Genomic DNA, 14,756 nt, shown 5'->3' with positions numbered 1-14,756 from the left:
GGTTGGCTACAAGTTTATTGCCGACTTACACTGTAAATCTGTCTCCAAACAACCGAGAAAACATGATCCATGTCTGTCATTGATATTCATCGCGCCCACTCCCTGGACAAAGCCCACGCCCGTGAAGCGGCGGAAACCCTGGCCAAGGACCTGTCGAAGCAGTTCGATGTCAATTACCAGTGGGAGGGCGACCTGCTCACGTTCAAGCGCAGTGGGGTGAAAGGCCACCTGGACCTCTCTGACAGTGATCTGCACATCCGCCTGGAACTGGGGCTGATGCTGCGCCCGTTCAAATCCCGTATCGAGCAGGAAATTCACTCGCAACTGGACCAGATTCTCACGGCCTGAGCCTGGTTAAAGGTTGCCCGGTACCGAAAAGGGTTCCGGGTGGCCGGCCAGAATGTTCTCCATCACCTGTCTTTCCCGACCGATCAGCCGTTCAATCAGTACGTCGACATCCTCCATCTTCCGGAATGCGCTGTAGCCCCGGTGCAGGAAACTGTGCAGATCGCCCAGCTCGGCCATTTCCGCCGGCCCCCGGCTCATCGACAGCAGCCAGCCCAGGGTGCGGTTGCGCACGTAGCGGTCCAACTGCTGGCCAGTGTCGGCCACCAGTTCCAGTTGCCGGCTGCGGATGCTCAACTGGCCGCTGGCCCGATAAGCGTCGCAATAGTCGCTGGTGGTGATTGAGGCGGTACTCAGGTTGTGTCGGTCAAACCATTGTGCCAGCTCTAGATCCAGGCTTTGGGTGACCAGATTCAGTTCAACCAGCCCGGCAAAGGTGCCCAAGAGGTGGTCTGGTAGCCACTTCACCATCTTCGGGAAGACCCGGTCGATGTTATCGTCCCGTTGGGTCATGCCGGCAGGGGCGTAAAGGTCTGTCAGCAAGAATTCCAGGCCGGTGTGGTAGCCGGGGTTCTGGTAAAGGTCCTGGTGCGTGGCTTTTAGCCGTTCCGCTTGCCAGTCGGCGATGCGGCGGGTGTCTTCCAGCAAGGGGTGGGTTGACTTGAGCTGGCGAAAGTCGTGGTATTCCAGTAGCAGGCGTTTAAGCCGGTGGGCGTTTTCTGAATTCACGTCCGTTGTGACCAGGCGCTCACGATACATGCAGGGGCTCCAATAAAACCGGCGACAAGAGGCATGGCCTCAGAAAAAGGCGCTCAGTTTAGCGAAGCGGAAACCGGGCTGCACCTGTTCAGGTTCAGCCCTCGGCGGCAATAGGCAGAGTTTCCAGGCCGGGTACCCATTCCTTGCTGTCCAGCGTGATGAAGTGGCTGGGGGCTTCGGTTTCGATGATGCGCATGTTGGTCGGGCTGGTACGGGCACTGGCCAGCATGGCATTGCGATCCAGGATGCGATCCGTTGCAGGTATCAGGAACGTGCCATGGCGCACATGCTGGTACACCGAGGTGTCTGTGCGGACCATCCACTCCATGATGTTTTCAATGTTGCGCACGATGGTCAGATGATCCTTGGTGGCATAGAACAATTTGTTCAGCAGCTGCCGTTTTCTCGGGTTCATCTTGCCAAAGAATGTCTGGCCGTAGGCGGATTGCGGCGCGCTGTTGATCAGACGGATCAGCCAGGGCCACATGCCGTGGCTGACCGGCTCCAGCAGCGTGGTCACCAGGGCGTGCAATTTGCCCTGGGGCAGCACTGGCGCTTCCAGCACAATTTCGACATCTTCGTACAGCTCTGGCCACTGCTTGATGGCTTCAAGAATCACCGCACCACCCCTGGAGTGGCCGTGGATCCGGATATTGCGGGTGCTGGGCAGGTTTTGCAGTGCCTGGTTCAGAATGCAGGCATCATACTCAATGGTACCTTCCAGGTGCTTTATGGGCACTTCCCAGCCCGGGTTCTCCGGCGTTACACCGTTTACTGGAATATGGTAATTGCTGCAGGTGAGAAGAATCAGTTCGGTGGTTGGACCATCGTACGCCTGGGTAAAGTAGCAGTGATTCTCCAGAAAGCCGTGCACACCGATGACGGTATGTTCCGCAGCGCCGCTATGATTACGCACCGATACGGCGCCTTTACCAACACGGTAAACCCGGCCTGAGAACATCTCTGAATAGGCGCTCTCGATAGGCTTGATCAGTTTGCGAACATGACTGGCTTTCATGATTCATCTCCCCCGGCATTGCAATGGACTGTTATTGGTTTTGGTTGTGCCGGTCTTTCATTTGTACCGCGTTTGGCTGGGCGAGTTAGTGGCACTACCGCCGAGATTTTCGGAGATCTGTAGCCAATCGCGCAGCATCGTGGTCCTTCTCTATAACCATTGCATCATTACATATAACCAGTATAGAGCCGAAGGGTTACTTGCAGGTAATTTTTTGTAACGCCGTGGGCGACGCACGGTGATGGAGCCCCGTAAAGGACTCTGGCACAATGCGGGATTGGCTTTTTACTTATCGGGCACGTTATTCATCGGGGACTATCAGGTTTGAACCAGGAGCAATCGCATCTCATGCTGCCTTCGGATTCGGCCTGGCTGGCTTTGGAACGGCCGGAAAACCCCATGACCATCACCATCATGCTCCGGGTTGACGGCCTGACGGCCGGCCGGTTCCGGGAATTTCTGGATGTGTACTGGACTGCCTGGGAGCGTTTTCTCTGTCGCCCGGTCTGGAAGGCGCCGGCCTGGTACTGGCAGAAAGACCCCACCTTTTCCGTTTCCCATCACCTTGATGTGGTGATAGATCGGTTTGATCAGCATCAGTTGCAGGACTGGGTGTCGGCGCGGCTGAACGAGCCGCTGCCGCGGTATCGCCCGGGCTGGAAGTTCTGGCTGGCGCCCAACGCCCAGGGTGGTGCGGCCTTGCTGCTGCGCCTGCATCATTGTTACGCCGACGGCCTGTCCCTGCTGGGCATTTTCTCAACACTTTGCCCGCCATCGCCCCGGCAGTACCCGGCCATCTATGGCGCCGCCGAGTTGCCGCAGCTGGAACGGTGGACAACCTACGCCAGGCAATGGTTGGGGAATATGGCTGCCCAGGCAGGCCAGGTTTCCGGCGCGATACCGGATGATGGTCCCACCAAAGGGGCGGGGCACGCCGGGCGGGCTCTGGAGGCCAGTGCCCGGATGGTGCATGAGCTCAGCGAGTTTCTGGTGGAACCGGCCGATACGCCCTCGGAGCTTCGGCGGCCATTGCTGGGCAGGCGCAGCTGTCGGTGGTCTGAACCGGTGGCGCTTGACCGTTTTCGTGCAGTCGCATCGGCCACCCATACTACGATCAACGATGTGTTACTGGCCTGTGTGGCGGCTGCTGTGCGCCCACGCCTGGGGATGTCACCAGAACAGTTGGACGATGCGGTCATGCATGCGGCGGTGCCGGTGGATATCCGGTCCCGGATGCCGGAGGGGGTTCGGCCGGAGGACGGCGAGCCCGGCAACTGCTTTGGCACGGTGTTCGTGCCCATGCCGGTGGATGGTGCCAGTGCTCTGGAGCGGCTGTTCCGCATCAAGCATGAAACCCGCAAGCTCAAGAAGAGCTGGCAGCCGGGGATCGCCTGGGGGCTGACGGCCAGCGCAGCGCTGTTGCCGGAGGTGGGGCGCAAACCTTTGGCTGATCTGTTTTTCCGCAAGGCCTCGGCGGTGGTTTCCAATGTACCTGGCACGCCGGAGACCCGGTACCTCGCCGGTTGCGCCATCACCGAACAGATGTTCTGGGTGCCTCAGGCCGGCGATATCGGGCTGGGTGTGAGTATCGTCAGCTACGCCGGTCAGGTGCAGTTTGGTGTCGTGGCAGACGAGGCCATTTTGGCCAACCCTCATGAGTTTCTTGATGACTGCTTGTCTGAACTGGACCAGTTCCCGGGTGGTCTTTCCACGTAGTCGTACTTCCAAAGTTTCATTTCAAGTGCCTCCCAAATGAGCAGAAAACCTGCTCGCTGGAAGCATTCCCCCCTGTTGTTGCATCACCGACCATGGAAATCAGGCGTCAGACCTCGCCTGGAGCGATCGGATAACCGGTCCTCTTATCCCAGATTTCCAAAAAACAACCGGGGGATGTATGAAAAACAACAACTTCAGAAAGTCAGGGTTGGCCATTGCCATGATGGCGGCCATGGGAGCCAGTGCCGGAGCCAATGCGGCCATTGAACTGTACAATGAGGACGGCACCAGCTTTTCGGTGGATGGCTACTTCAATGCGTTTTACGTGAACCGTGATGACAAAGTCGCTGACGTGCGCAATTCCGACGTCAAGATGGGTTTTTTGCCGAACACCATCGGCTTCAATTTCAGTAAGGAGATGGGCGACCTGACACTGGGTGGCCGTTCATCGTTCTGGAGCACCATCAACGACAGCCTGCAGTCGCCGACCGACACCGCAATCGATGTGCGTCAACTGTACGCAACGGTGGATGGCAGTTTTGGTCAGGTCCTGATTGGTAAAGACTTTGGCCTGTACGCCCGTTCCAATATATTCCTGGATGAGATCCTGATGGGTTTTGGTTCTCCGGGTGCAGCCACAGGCGTGTCTTTCGGCAATATCCGCACTGGCTACCCTTACCCAAATCCGTCAGCCCAGATCACCTATCGCACACCGGACATGGGTGGCCTGAACGTTGCGGCGGGTATCTTTGAGCCTGCCAACACCACTCCGGGCGCCCAGTCTGAGCAGTCCGCCCCGCGTTTTGAGGCGGAAGTCACCTACAGCGCTGACCTGAACGGCGTGGCCCTGACGGGGTGGGTGAACGGTCGTCATCAGAGCTCCGAAAACGCCACTACCAAGATCGATAGTCGGGGTGTTGGGTATGGTGTGAAAGCGGCTGTGGCGGGTCTGTCCCTGACGGCTTCAGGCTTCACTTCCAAAGGCGACGCGCCCGTTCTGATTACTGATGGGGCTCTGGCCTCTGAAGAAGACGCCGATGGCTACCTGGTTCAGGCTTCCTACACCCTGGGGGCGAACCGCTTTGTGCTGTCTTACGGTGAAACCGATTCCGATCAGGGCAATTTCGAGACCGAGAATATGTCGGTGGCCGTGTTCCACGACGTTAACAGTAACTTCAAGCTGGTGGCCGAATACAACATGTTCGAGCAGGAAACCAAGTCTACAGGTGTGAAAACCGCAGACGCCAACACTCTGGCATTGGGTGCCGTTGTGATGTTCTGAGGAGCTTCGCTCCTGTCTATGGCCTTGCAGGTAGCCGGCAGGAAGCCGGTGCGCCTGCGATGGCCGTCTCAGACTAAAGTGCCGGTTTGCTCTTGCCAAAACCTGGCTGCGTCACCGGACATTGATTCAAGGGGAATATAATCAATGGCTTACGGAAGATTTGGCGCGCCGACAAAGTGCACTGAAGTCGCATTGGCTGGTGGTTCAGGAGGCGTAGAATCGGTATCAGATTCCCGTATTCCGAGCAGGCTACCGATGAAGCCAGTCAGTCAGTTACCCGCAGTGCGAGTCGCCAGTTCCAGCGTCCGCAAGCCCGAGCTGGCCGCCGCAGAGCTTGCCAAGCGGCTTTTGCACGACAACCTGGGTTGCGTGCTGTTCTTCTGCTCTGTTGAATATGACCTGCAGAAATTGGGCCCTGCTCTGCAGAAAGCCTTCTCTGGTGTGCGTGTCTACGGTTGCACCTCGGCCGGTGAGATTACCGAGCAGGGATACGACCGGGGCTGCATCAGCGCCATCGGGTTTGATGCCCGTTACTTCGCCATCGATTGTGCTTTGATTCGGCAGTTGGATCGATTCACCCTGCAGGACGCCCAGGGTGTCATTGACCAGATGCTGACCACCTGCCGGGATGCCAACCTGGCGCCGGTCAAGGGTAATACTTTCGCGATTACCTTACTGGACGGGCTTTCCAGCCGGGAAGAGCTGGTGCTGGCGACCCTCAACGCGGCTTTAGGCACAATCCCTCAGTTTGGTGGTTCTGCGGGGGACGACGAACGCCTGGCCGATACCCACGTTTATTACGATGGGGAATTTCACTGCGGGGCGGCCACCGTCATGCTGGTCAATACCCCGCTGGATTTCCGGGTGTTCTCGACCCACCACATGGAACCGCTGGATGAAAAACTGGTGGTTACCCGGGCTTGCCCGCAAAGCCGGACGGTATACGAGTTGAACGCGGAGCCGGCAGCCGAGGTTTATGCCCGGGCGGTGGGCGTATCGCTGGATGAACTGGACCGCAAGGTGTTTGCCCTGCGGCCCCTGGGCGTTCGAGTGGGCGGGAACTATTTCGTTCGCTCTATCCAGAGAGTCAATCCGGATCGCAGTCTCACGTTCTATTGCGCAGTGGAGACGGGCATTGTGATGACCGCCATGGCGCCGGGTTCGCTCCTGGACAGTGTACGAACCCAGATTGAGGCCTCCGAGCGGGTGGTCGGCACACCGCTGGTGACACTGGGGTGCGACTGCTTTTTACGCCGGCTCGAAGCCGAGCTGACCGGACAAAGTGACGCGGTTTCCGAATTCCTCAAAGCGCACCGTGTGGTGGGGTTTAACACCTACGGGGAGCAATTCAACGGTATGCACATCAATCAGACCTTTACGGGGGTGGTCATTGGCCAGCCTGAGTTCAGCACCTGATCTCCCCGAATCTTCCGGCGAGTCCGCCAAAGACCAGCGTATTGCGGAACTGGAAGCCGAGAACCGGCGCCTGCGAGAAATCCGGGATGCGCTGATCGTTCGGGTGGAGTCTGGCTCGGCCCACAAGCCGGAGCCCTACGCGGCGTTCGAACACTCGGTGATACTGGCCGAGCAGGTCCGTGAGCGCACGGAAGCCCTGAACCTGACCATGGAAGAACTCAAGGCCAGTAACAAAGCCTTGATGCGTGCCCGGGAAGAGGCGGAGACCTCGCGCCAGCGCCTGAACGATGCCATTGAAAGCATTGCCGATGGTTTCGTGCTGTTCGACCACAACCACTGCCTGATTCAGACCAACAGCCGTTTCCGGAGTTACTGGCGCCATGCCGGTGTGCCAGTGCCGGCAGCGGGCACCCCGATAGACAAGGTGAAATCGAAAGCGCTGAGCTCCGGGCTGGTCGTCGAGGAGCACAGCCACGAGGATGCCGAGGGCACGGTGTTCCTGCTGTCCAACGGCCGCTGGGTGCAGATGACCGAAAGGCCCACGCGGGAAGGCGGGCTTGTGGTGCTGTATTCCGACATCACTGACGTCAAGAACAGCGAAATGGCGCGCCGTATCAAGGCGCTGGAAGAAAGCGAGCGTTGGATTCGCGTGGTGACAGACCATGTGCCGGCATTGATTGCATACGTGGGCGCTGATCTGACCGTGCAGTTCTGCAACAAGGTTTACCAGGCCTGGTATGGCCAGCCCGGGCAGTCGCCCCTGGGTATGCGCCTGGACGAGGTGCACGAGCCTGAATTTTACCAGCGGCTGCTACCCCAGATTCTGGAGGTCATGGACGGCCACAGCGTGACATTCGAGTTTGACGAAACCGGTGTCCGGGGTGAGCAGCGGTACATGCTCAGATCGTATGTGCCCAACGTCGATGACAATGGCGAAGTGGTCGGCTTCTTCGTGCTGATTCGTGATATTACCGATCGCCGAAAAACCGCGCTGGCGCTGGAGCAGGCCTATGACAACCTGGAGAAGCGGGTACGGGAGCGTACAGCGGCACTGACCGGCCTCAACGCCCAGCTCCGTCAGGAGATCTCGGAGCGCGCAGCGGTTGAGGCGCGCCTTAGGGAAGCCAAGTTGGAGGCCGAGCGGGCCAATCTGTCGAAAACCAAGTTTCTGGCCGCCGTTAGTCACGATCTGCTGCAGCCGCTCAATGCTGCCCGTCTGTTTACCAGCGCCTTGCAGGAGCAGAGCTTCGGCCCCAGGGCCGAGGGCCTGGTGCGCTCGGTCAGCACCTCGCTGGACGACGTAGAGAACCTGCTGGGCACGCTGGTGGACATTTCCAAACTGGACGCTGGGGTGATAAAACCGGACGTGACCGCCTTTGATCTGCGGGATCTGCTCAACAACATTGCCCGGGAATTCCGTCAGATGGCTTTGGCAGAGGGGTTGCGGCTGGATTTCGTGCCATCTTCGGCGGTGGTGCAATCTGACTCCCAGCTATTGGCCAGAATCCTGAGAAACTTCCTGACCAATGCGATCCGTTACACCGGCCAGGGGCGCATCCTGCTCGGTGTTCGCCGCCGGCATGATCACCTGTTACTGCAGGTTTGGGACACCGGCCCGGGTATTCCCGAGGACAAGTTGACCGAGATCTTCCAGGAATTCAAACGTATTCGCCCCGGCGGTTCCCAGGCCGACAAGGGGCTGGGCCTCGGGCTGGCGATCGTCGACAAGATATCCCGCATGCTTGGGCATGAGGTGTCTGTGGCGTCGACTGAGGGCAAAGGCTCGGTGTTCAGCGTGCAGGTGCCGCTGGGGCAGTTGCAGCCCTCGCCGGCGGCGACCACGGACATCCAGAAGGTCGAAGTGGATCACGGCATGTCCGGCGCCAGGGTGTGGGTTATCGACAACGATCTGGCCATTTGTGAGGGGATGAAAACCCTGTTGGAGGGTTGGGATTGCAGGGTGGTGACCGCCGTCTCTGTGCCTGATCTGGACGCCAAAGTGGATATCGCCAGCGCACCGGTGGACCTGATCCTGGCGGATTACCATCTGGATAACGATGAGAACGGTGTGGATGCGGTTGCCCAGATCAATGGCCGGCGCAGTCAGCCGGCGCCGGTGTTGATGATCACGGCCAATTACACCAACGAGCTGAAACAGCACATCCGCGAGCTGGGGTATCTGCTGATGAACAAGCCGGTCAAGCCGCTGAAATTAAGATCGGTGCTCAATCATGTCTTGAGGGGCTGAGCCCCTCAAGACTGGTCAACGCTTCAGGTACTGGCTGAAATCCACATCACTGGCCGACAGAATGGCCTGCACCCGGTTGTGCACACCGAGTTTCCTCAGAATGGCCGAAACGTGGGCTTTCACTGTGGTTTCTGCAATGTTCAGGTTGTAGGCGATCTGCTTGTTGGACTCGCCTTTGGACATTCTTTCCAGCACAAGTAACTGGCGACGGGTCAGGGAGTTGAGCAGTTCCGGGGAAATGGGGTTGTCCTCGTGCCGGGCTCTGCGGCTGTTACTTTCCTTGCCGGTGCGAATGATATCGGAGGGCAGGTATACGTTGCCATTCAGGATCTGCTGGATGGCTTCGGTCATCTGGGCCCGGGGTGAGGATTTGGTGATGAAGCCCACCGCGCCGTAAGTGATCGCCTGCAGAACCACCTGTTTGTCTTCCTCGGCGGAAACGATCACCACCGGGATGGTCGGCGCCTCGTTGCGCAGGGTGATCAGTCCGTTCAGGCCGTGCATACCTGGCATGTTCAGATCCAGCAGGATGAGGTCGAGATCGTCGTTTTCGCGGGTGATTTCCAGTGCGCTGTCCAGATCATCGGTTTCGATAATCTCACTGCCCTGGAATCCTGAGGCGATCACACTGCTGATCGCTTCCCGGAACAGGGGGTGGTCGTCGGCAATCAGAATCTTGTACGCCGGCTCCATGGATGTTTCTGCCTGTTTATTGTCGTCTTCGGGAGTGGTGTCGGATTCATCATAGCGTTTTTCCGACGAGAGTGCGGCATCAAGCTCGGTTAACATTGCGGCCTCCTGTGCAGAAGGTGTCCGCATGGGTGCGATCACCTTCTGTTTATTATTGTGATGATTTCATTACACGCCATATTGGCCTTGGGTTGAATGCGACCATCGCACCAAAAAACAGGCACCAAAGTACTATTCTTGAAGGGCTGGGGGCTTCGTATCGTGATGGTATGACGCATCACACAAGAATAACTCAAGCCGTACACCCGGGCCTCAAGGGGTGGTTCTCACGGGGCTTTCGCGCACTCAGCCTGGTGTTTGCCGTGGTTTTTCTGGTAACACCGGACAACGGCTATTCGCAGGAACCGGCAGGCTTGCCCGTTCTCAACATCAGCGTGCTTCAGTTCGGTACCGCCCACTGGGAGCTGGATCATCTGCAACACCGAAAGCTGGACCAGAAGAACGGCTATCGGCTTGATCTGAAACTGGTGGCGAATTTGCCGGCGTCACGGCTGGCAGTCACCAGTGGTTCTGTGGATGGCGCGGTGGCTGATTTGCTCTGGGCGCAGTCGCGCTTCAAAGCCGGCACCCCCTACCTGTATGTGCCCTTCTCAAGCCAGATCGGGGATATCGTCGTGCTGGAGGCGTCGGCGATTCACTCTGTAGCTGGCCTGGCAGGCAAACGCATCGGCGTAGCCGGCGGGCCGGACAGCAAGGGCTGGGTGCTGCTGACCAAGGTGGCAGAGCGACAGGGTATCGATCTGGCTCGAGATGCCCGGGTGCAGTTTGCCGCCCCGCCACTACTGAGCCAGGCGCTAAAGCGTGGCCAGGTTGATGCCATCGTCACCTACTGGCACTTCTCTGCCCGGCTCAAAGGCGAGGGCGGCTGGCGTTCGGCTTTCGGGATGGCGGACCTGCTCAGGGCTCTGGATCTGGACCCGAACCTGCCGGTACTGGGTTATGTCTTTCCTTCGGAATGGGCGCGACAGCATGCCGGGTTGATTGAACGCTTTGCCCGTTCGCTGCAACAAGCAAAATCCGAGCTGGCCGGGGAACCATCGCACTGGCAGCGGTTACGGCCTCTGATGGGACAGTCCACAGACGCCGTGTTCGAAGCCCTGCGGGATGGCTTTGTGGCGGGTACCCCGGCGCCGCTGACCGAACAACGCCGTGGCGACCTCCAGCGGCTGCTGGTACTCACAGGCGCTGATACCGAGACTCTGATGCCCGAATCCCTGTTCTACCGGAGCCCGCCGTGAGCAGCCAGGCAGGTCGCCCGCCGGTCTGGAGCTACTGGTTGGTACTGCCCCTGTTTATTGTGTTCTGGGGGCTATTTGCCTGGCACCTGGAATCCCCGTTGTTACCCGGACCATTGCAGGTGCTGGAAACCCTGATGGAGGAGGCGCGGGGTGGTCAGCTCTGGTTCCACCTGAGCGCCACACTGGCGCGGGTCGCGGTGGCGTTCACCCTGGCGATGCTGCTGGGCACGTTTATTGGTATCGCGATGGGACGGTCGCGCACCGCCAATGCACTGTTTGATCCCATGCTGGTGTTGCTTCTGAACCTGCCTGCGCTGGTCACCATCATACTGATGTATGTCTGGTTCGGGCTGGTGGAGGCGGCGGCAGTGATGGCGGTTGTTATCAACAAGATCCCGAACGTCGCCGTCACAGTGCGAGAAGGTGCCCGCAGCCTGGACTACCGGCTGGAACAGATGGCTACCGTGTACGGATTTACCCGCTGGCAGCGGCTCCGTGAGGTTTGGGTGCCGCAGCTCTTTCCCTATCTGATGGCGGCCACCCGGGGAGGACTGTCGCTGATCTGGAAAATCGTTCTGGTGGTTGAACTGCTGGGGCGTTCCAGTGGCGTTGGTTTTCAGCTGCACCTGGCGTTCCAGGTGTTCGACGTTGCAGCCATTCTGGCCTACAGCCTGGCGTTCATCGGCGTTGTGCAACTGATTGAACTGGGGCTGTTACAGCCTGTGGAAAGGCGGGCCAATCGCTGGCGACAGCCGGAGCAGGCCCATGCTTGAGCTGAGAATACGCGGTCGCGACTATGCACAGCCCGTACTGGGCGAAGTGTTTGCCACCATCAAGCGTGGTGACCGCATCTGCTTGCTGGGGCCGTCCGGCATCGGTAAGACCACGCTGATCAATGCCGTCGCCGGCCTGGATTACTCAATGCCGGCCGGCGCGGTGGTGGGTCGTGAAACACTGCGAGTCGGGTACCTGTTTCAGGAGCATCGGCTGTTGCCCTGGCGAAGCCTGAAAGCCAACCTCCGGCTGGTGGGCGCAAGCGATGAGAAGGCTGAACACCTGTTGCGACAGGTTGGTCTGGCCGGTTATGGCCATTACCTGCCGGATCAGCTTTCACTGGGGATGACGCGCCGTGCTGCTTTGGCCCGCTGCCTGGCGGTCAAGCCGGACCTGTTACTGCTGGATGAGCCCTTTGCCTCGCTCGACCCGGTTATGGCGGGAGATCTGAAACAGCTGATTGCCGGCATACTGGACGCAAACCCGGATATGGCCATGATCTGTGTGACCCACGACAGCGGTGATGCAGAGTTACTGGCAAACCGGCTCTGGTACCTCGATGGTAAGCCGGCAAGGTTGCAATGGGACGACCGGGTGGTGGAGTCGGGAGCCGTTCGCGAGTTGTTGGAGCAGCTGAGGCGGCTGGATAGAGTGGGCTCCTGACGCTCGGCCGGATCAGGCGGGCTTGCTCCCCAGGATTTTCGTCCGCTGGGGGCGAAAACCCGCGGTAGCGAACAGCGAAAGCACGATGGTCACGCCGGCGGTGATTCCGACGGCCAGAGGATTCCATTCCAGGTAGAGTGAAAACCGGATCGCTTCGACTGCGTGGGTAAACGGATTGAACTGGCAGATCCAGTAAAGCCACGGGCTGGCTTCGTTCATGCGCCACAACGGATACAGGGCGGAAGACATAAAGAACATAGGGAAGATGACAAAGTTCATCACCCCCGCGAAGTTCTCCAGTTGTTTTATCCAGGTGGCAATCAGCAATCCCAGTGCGCCCAGCATCAGGCTGGTGAGGATCAACGTCGGCAGAACTGCCAGATACCCCCAGCGGGGTGGCTCTACGCCAACCTGCCATGCGATCAGCAGAAAAACATAAACCTGGGCCACTGACACGAAACCCATGGCCAGCAGTTTGGTAATCAGCAGAAACGGCCTGGGCAGGGGGCTCGTCAACAGCACCCGCATGCTGCCCAGTTCCCGGTCATACACCATCGACAGGGCCCCCTGCATACTGTTGAACAGGATAATCATGCCGCACAGCCCGGGCACGATATAGGTTTCATAGGTGATGTAGGTCTGGTAGGGGGGAATAATGGAAATGCCCAGAACCGCCCGGAACCCGGCGGCAAATACCACCAGCCAGAGTAGGGGCCGCACCAGCGCACTGGCAAAGCGGGTGCGCTGTTGCCAGAACCTGAGCCACTCCCGGGTCTGAATGCCCAGGAAACAGTGCCAGTAATCAATGGCTTTCATATCAGCCGGCTCCGGTCAGTTTGTGGAAGGTCTCCGCCAGGTTCTGCGCACCTTGTTCCTCGCAGATCACCTGGCCGGTGCCGTTTGCCAGCAAGCGGCCCTGGTGCAGAATCAACACGTTGTCTTGCTCCTGGACCTCTTCAATCAGGTGCGTGGCCCAGAGTACGGTCAGCCCATCTTCCTCGCACAGGGTCCGAACGTGTTCGTTGAGTGCCCGCCGGCTGGCGACATCGAGGCCTACGGTGGGCTCGTCCAGAAGTAACAGGGAGGGTTGATGAAGCAGTGCACGCGCAATTTCCACCCGCCGCCGGTGCCCCCCGTTGAGCTGGCGAACCGCGTCGTCGGCCCGGTCGAGTAGCTTAAACCGGGCCAGCTCACGGTCACCACGGGCCCGGGCTTCTTTGCGGGACAGGCCATGCAGCGCGGCGTGGTAGTGCAGGTTCTGGCGAACGGACAAGTCCAGGTCCAGGGCATTCTGCTGAAACACCACGCCGATTTTCCGCATCGCCTCTGCGGGCTGTTTTCTGAGTGACCGGCCGCCCAGCAAGACATCGCCCTGCTGCAAGGCCAGTAGTCGGGTGAGCAAGCCAAACAGGGTGGATTTGCCTGCCCCGTTTGGGCCCAGAAGTGCATGGAAACGACCAGAGGTCAGCGCGAAGCTGACCTCCTTCAGAACCGCTTTGTCTCCGTAGCGGAAGCTGATGTCCCGGGCTTCAATGGTCATGAAGTCGGATCGATCACCACACCCCAGGGGTAGCGGCCCACCTTGATGGATTTGATGACCTTGAGCTGGTCCACATCAATCACCGAGACATCGCCAGAGACACCGTTGGTGGTGTAAAGGAACTTCTCATCCTTATCCAGTGCCAGCTGCCATACCCTGGAACCAACCAGCAGATAGTCCAGAACCTCATAGGTCTGAGCATCCACCACGGCGACGTGGTTGGACGGCCCCAGGGCCACAAAGGCGTACTTGCCGTCCGAGGTCAGCTGAATGCCAACCGGCTGAACGCGGTCCTGGGGCACGCCGCGGATCTTGAAATCAATCAGTTTGATTTCTTCAATGGTGTCGACGTCAAAGATGTGCACGGTGCCGCCGATTTCGGCTGAGGCCCAGGCAATCTTGCTGTCTTTGCTGAACTCCACATGGCGGGGGCGTTGGCCAACGACCACGTTCTTCTCGATTTCAAAAGTCTCGGTGTTGATCCAGTGCAACATGCTGGTGGTTTCACTGGTGTTCACCGCCCACTTGCCGTCGGGACTGACTGCCATGCCTTCCGGCTCGATGCCGACATCAATCTGCGCCAGCACATCCTTGGTTTGTACATCCACCACGGTCACGATGGCATCGTCCTCATTGGCGATATACAGGTGCCGGTTGTTCGGATGCAGGGCGAACTGCTCTGGGTCCTCGCCGGAGGGCAGGGTGTCGATGATCTTCCGGGTGGCCAGGTCCAGCACCTGCACCGTGTCGTCGTCACTGGCGCAGATATAGAGCTTGGTGAAGTCCTTGGACAGCAGAATGCCCCTTGGGCGCGCGCCCACCTCAATGGTGTCAATCACCTGATGGGTTTCTGTATCGATCACCGACAGGGTGTTGTCTTTCTCGTTGGAAACATAAGCCAGGCTGGCCATGGCTGGCCCAGACAGGCCGATCATGGCCGCTAGAGCAGCGTGTTTAAACAATGATTTCATGGTGTTGCTCCTTCTTGTTTTCAGTTTGGCGCCGCT

At 58.9% G+C, this 14,756-nt stretch carries 14 protein-coding genes; 8 read left to right on the top strand and 6 right to left on the bottom strand.

All coding sequences use genetic code 11. The annotated features are described in order from the left end of the window. The first annotated feature begins 69 nt into the window (after positions 1 to 69). Positions 70 to 348 (top strand): polyhydroxyalkanoic acid system family protein, encoded by a 279-nt coding sequence (locus QUE75_RS17030; protein WP_061330695.1) that lies wholly within the window; start codon positions 70 to 72, stop codon positions 346 to 348. A gap of 6 nt (positions 349 to 354) precedes the next feature. On the opposite strand, the gene QUE75_RS17025 is transcribed toward QUE75_RS17030, so the two are convergent. Next, positions 355 to 1,104, bottom strand: coding sequence for an FFLEELY motif protein (locus QUE75_RS17025; RefSeq protein ID WP_061330694.1), 750 nt, complete (start codon positions 1,102 to 1,104; stop codon positions 355 to 357). Between the two features lie 94 nt (positions 1,105 to 1,198). Then, positions 1,199 to 2,122 (bottom strand): alpha/beta hydrolase, encoded by a 924-nt coding sequence (locus tag QUE75_RS17020; RefSeq protein WP_106693860.1) that lies wholly within the window; start codon positions 2,120 to 2,122, stop codon positions 1,199 to 1,201. Positions 2,123 to 2,470: 348 nt separating this feature from the next. Between QUE75_RS17020 and QUE75_RS17015 the strand changes: the two genes are divergently transcribed. From QUE75_RS17015 to QUE75_RS17000, 4 genes are all read left to right on the top strand, one after another. Next, positions 2,471 to 3,838 (top strand): WS/DGAT domain-containing protein, encoded by a 1,368-nt coding sequence (locus QUE75_RS17015; RefSeq protein WP_106693859.1) that lies wholly within the window; start codon positions 2,471 to 2,473, stop codon positions 3,836 to 3,838. 178 nt (positions 3,839 to 4,016) lie between these two features. After that, positions 4,017 to 5,120 (top strand): porin, encoded by a 1,104-nt coding sequence (locus QUE75_RS17010; RefSeq protein ID WP_106693858.1) that lies wholly within the window; start codon positions 4,017 to 4,019, stop codon positions 5,118 to 5,120. A 255-nt stretch (positions 5,121 to 5,375) separates the two neighbouring features. Further along, complete coding sequence (nosP, locus tag QUE75_RS17005; protein ID WP_286251940.1) at positions 5,376 to 6,536, top strand: nitric oxide-sensing protein NosP; 1,161 nt, start codon at positions 5,376 to 5,378, stop codon at positions 6,534 to 6,536. Beyond that, positions 6,520 to 8,784, top strand: a complete 2,265-nt coding sequence (locus QUE75_RS17000; protein ID WP_286255726.1) for a hybrid sensor histidine kinase/response regulator — start codon at positions 6,520 to 6,522, stop codon at positions 8,782 to 8,784. The genes nosP and QUE75_RS17000 overlap by 17 nt, the downstream gene beginning before the upstream one ends. Positions 8,785 to 8,799: 15 nt before the next feature. On the opposite strand, the gene QUE75_RS16995 is transcribed toward QUE75_RS17000, so the two are convergent. Then, positions 8,800 to 9,477 (bottom strand): response regulator, encoded by a 678-nt coding sequence (locus tag QUE75_RS16995; RefSeq protein ID WP_106694070.1) that lies wholly within the window; start codon positions 9,475 to 9,477, stop codon positions 8,800 to 8,802. Between the two features lie 266 nt (positions 9,478 to 9,743). On the opposite strand from QUE75_RS16995, the gene QUE75_RS16990 reads away from it, so the two are divergent. From QUE75_RS16990 to QUE75_RS16980, 3 genes are read left to right on the top strand one after another with little or no spacing between them, the layout of a single operon-like run. After that, positions 9,744 to 10,772, top strand: a complete 1,029-nt coding sequence (locus QUE75_RS16990) for an ABC transporter substrate-binding protein (protein ID WP_286251938.1) — start codon at positions 9,744 to 9,746, stop codon at positions 10,770 to 10,772. Beyond that, positions 10,769 to 11,545 (top strand): ABC transporter permease, encoded by a 777-nt coding sequence (locus tag QUE75_RS16985; RefSeq protein WP_286251937.1) that lies wholly within the window; start codon positions 10,769 to 10,771, stop codon positions 11,543 to 11,545. The genes QUE75_RS16990 and QUE75_RS16985 overlap by 4 nt, the downstream gene beginning before the upstream one ends. Further along, complete coding sequence (locus tag QUE75_RS16980) at positions 11,538 to 12,209, top strand: ATP-binding cassette domain-containing protein (protein WP_286251936.1); 672 nt, start codon at positions 11,538 to 11,540, stop codon at positions 12,207 to 12,209. Before QUE75_RS16985 ends, QUE75_RS16980 begins: the two co-directional genes overlap by 8 nt. A 12-nt stretch (positions 12,210 to 12,221) precedes the next feature. Here the strand turns inward: QUE75_RS16980 and QUE75_RS16975 are convergent, their stop codons facing one another. The 3 genes from QUE75_RS16975 to QUE75_RS16965 are packed head-to-tail and all read right to left on the bottom strand — an operon-like array spanning position 12,222 to position 14,720. Further along, positions 12,222 to 13,025 (bottom strand): ABC transporter permease, encoded by an 804-nt coding sequence (locus QUE75_RS16975; protein WP_286251935.1) that lies wholly within the window; start codon positions 13,023 to 13,025, stop codon positions 12,222 to 12,224. 1 nt (position 13,026) lies between these two features. Then, positions 13,027 to 13,749 (bottom strand): ABC transporter ATP-binding protein, encoded by a 723-nt coding sequence (locus tag QUE75_RS16970; protein WP_286251934.1) that lies wholly within the window; start codon positions 13,747 to 13,749, stop codon positions 13,027 to 13,029. Next, entirely contained in the window at positions 13,746 to 14,720 is a 975-nt protein-coding gene (locus tag QUE75_RS16965) for a YVTN family beta-propeller repeat protein (RefSeq protein WP_286251933.1), read from the bottom strand. Before QUE75_RS16965 ends, QUE75_RS16970 begins: the two co-directional genes overlap by 4 nt. Positions 14,721 to 14,756 lie beyond the last annotated feature (36 nt).

The organism is Marinobacter shengliensis (assembly GCF_030297115.1).
Taxonomy (GTDB): domain Bacteria; phylum Pseudomonadota; class Gammaproteobacteria; order Pseudomonadales; family Oleiphilaceae; genus Marinobacter; species Marinobacter shengliensis.
This window is presented reverse-complemented; position numbering and strand designations above follow the sequence as displayed.

Coding starts and splice junctions, on each gene's coding strand:
- QUE75_RS16990 (WP_286251938.1), top strand. CDS start 9,744: ATGACGCATCACACAAGAATAACTCAAGCCGTACACCCGGGCCTCAAG.
- QUE75_RS17030 (WP_061330695.1), top strand. CDS start 70: ATGTCTGTCATTGATATTCATCGCGCCCACTCCCTGGACAAAGCCCAC.
- nosP (WP_286251940.1), top strand. CDS start 5,376: ATGAAGCCAGTCAGTCAGTTACCCGCAGTGCGAGTCGCCAGTTCCAGC.
- QUE75_RS16970 (WP_286251934.1), bottom strand. CDS start 13,749: ATGACCATTGAAGCCCGGGACATCAGCTTCCGCTACGGAGACAAAGCG.
- QUE75_RS16965 (WP_286251933.1), bottom strand. CDS start 14,720: ATGAAATCATTGTTTAAACACGCTGCTCTAGCGGCCATGATCGGCCTG.
- QUE75_RS16995 (WP_106694070.1), bottom strand. CDS start 9,477: ATGGAGCCGGCGTACAAGATTCTGATTGCCGACGACCACCCCCTGTTC.
- QUE75_RS17025 (WP_061330694.1), bottom strand. CDS start 1,104: ATGTATCGTGAGCGCCTGGTCACAACGGACGTGAATTCAGAAAACGCC.
- QUE75_RS16980 (WP_286251936.1), top strand. CDS start 11,538: ATGCTTGAGCTGAGAATACGCGGTCGCGACTATGCACAGCCCGTACTG.
- QUE75_RS17010 (WP_106693858.1), top strand. CDS start 4,017: ATGAAAAACAACAACTTCAGAAAGTCAGGGTTGGCCATTGCCATGATG.
- QUE75_RS17020 (WP_106693860.1), bottom strand. CDS start 2,122: ATGAAAGCCAGTCATGTTCGCAAACTGATCAAGCCTATCGAGAGCGCC.
- QUE75_RS16975 (WP_286251935.1), bottom strand. CDS start 13,025: ATGAAAGCCATTGATTACTGGCACTGTTTCCTGGGCATTCAGACCCGG.
- QUE75_RS17015 (WP_106693859.1), top strand. CDS start 2,471: ATGCTGCCTTCGGATTCGGCCTGGCTGGCTTTGGAACGGCCGGAAAAC.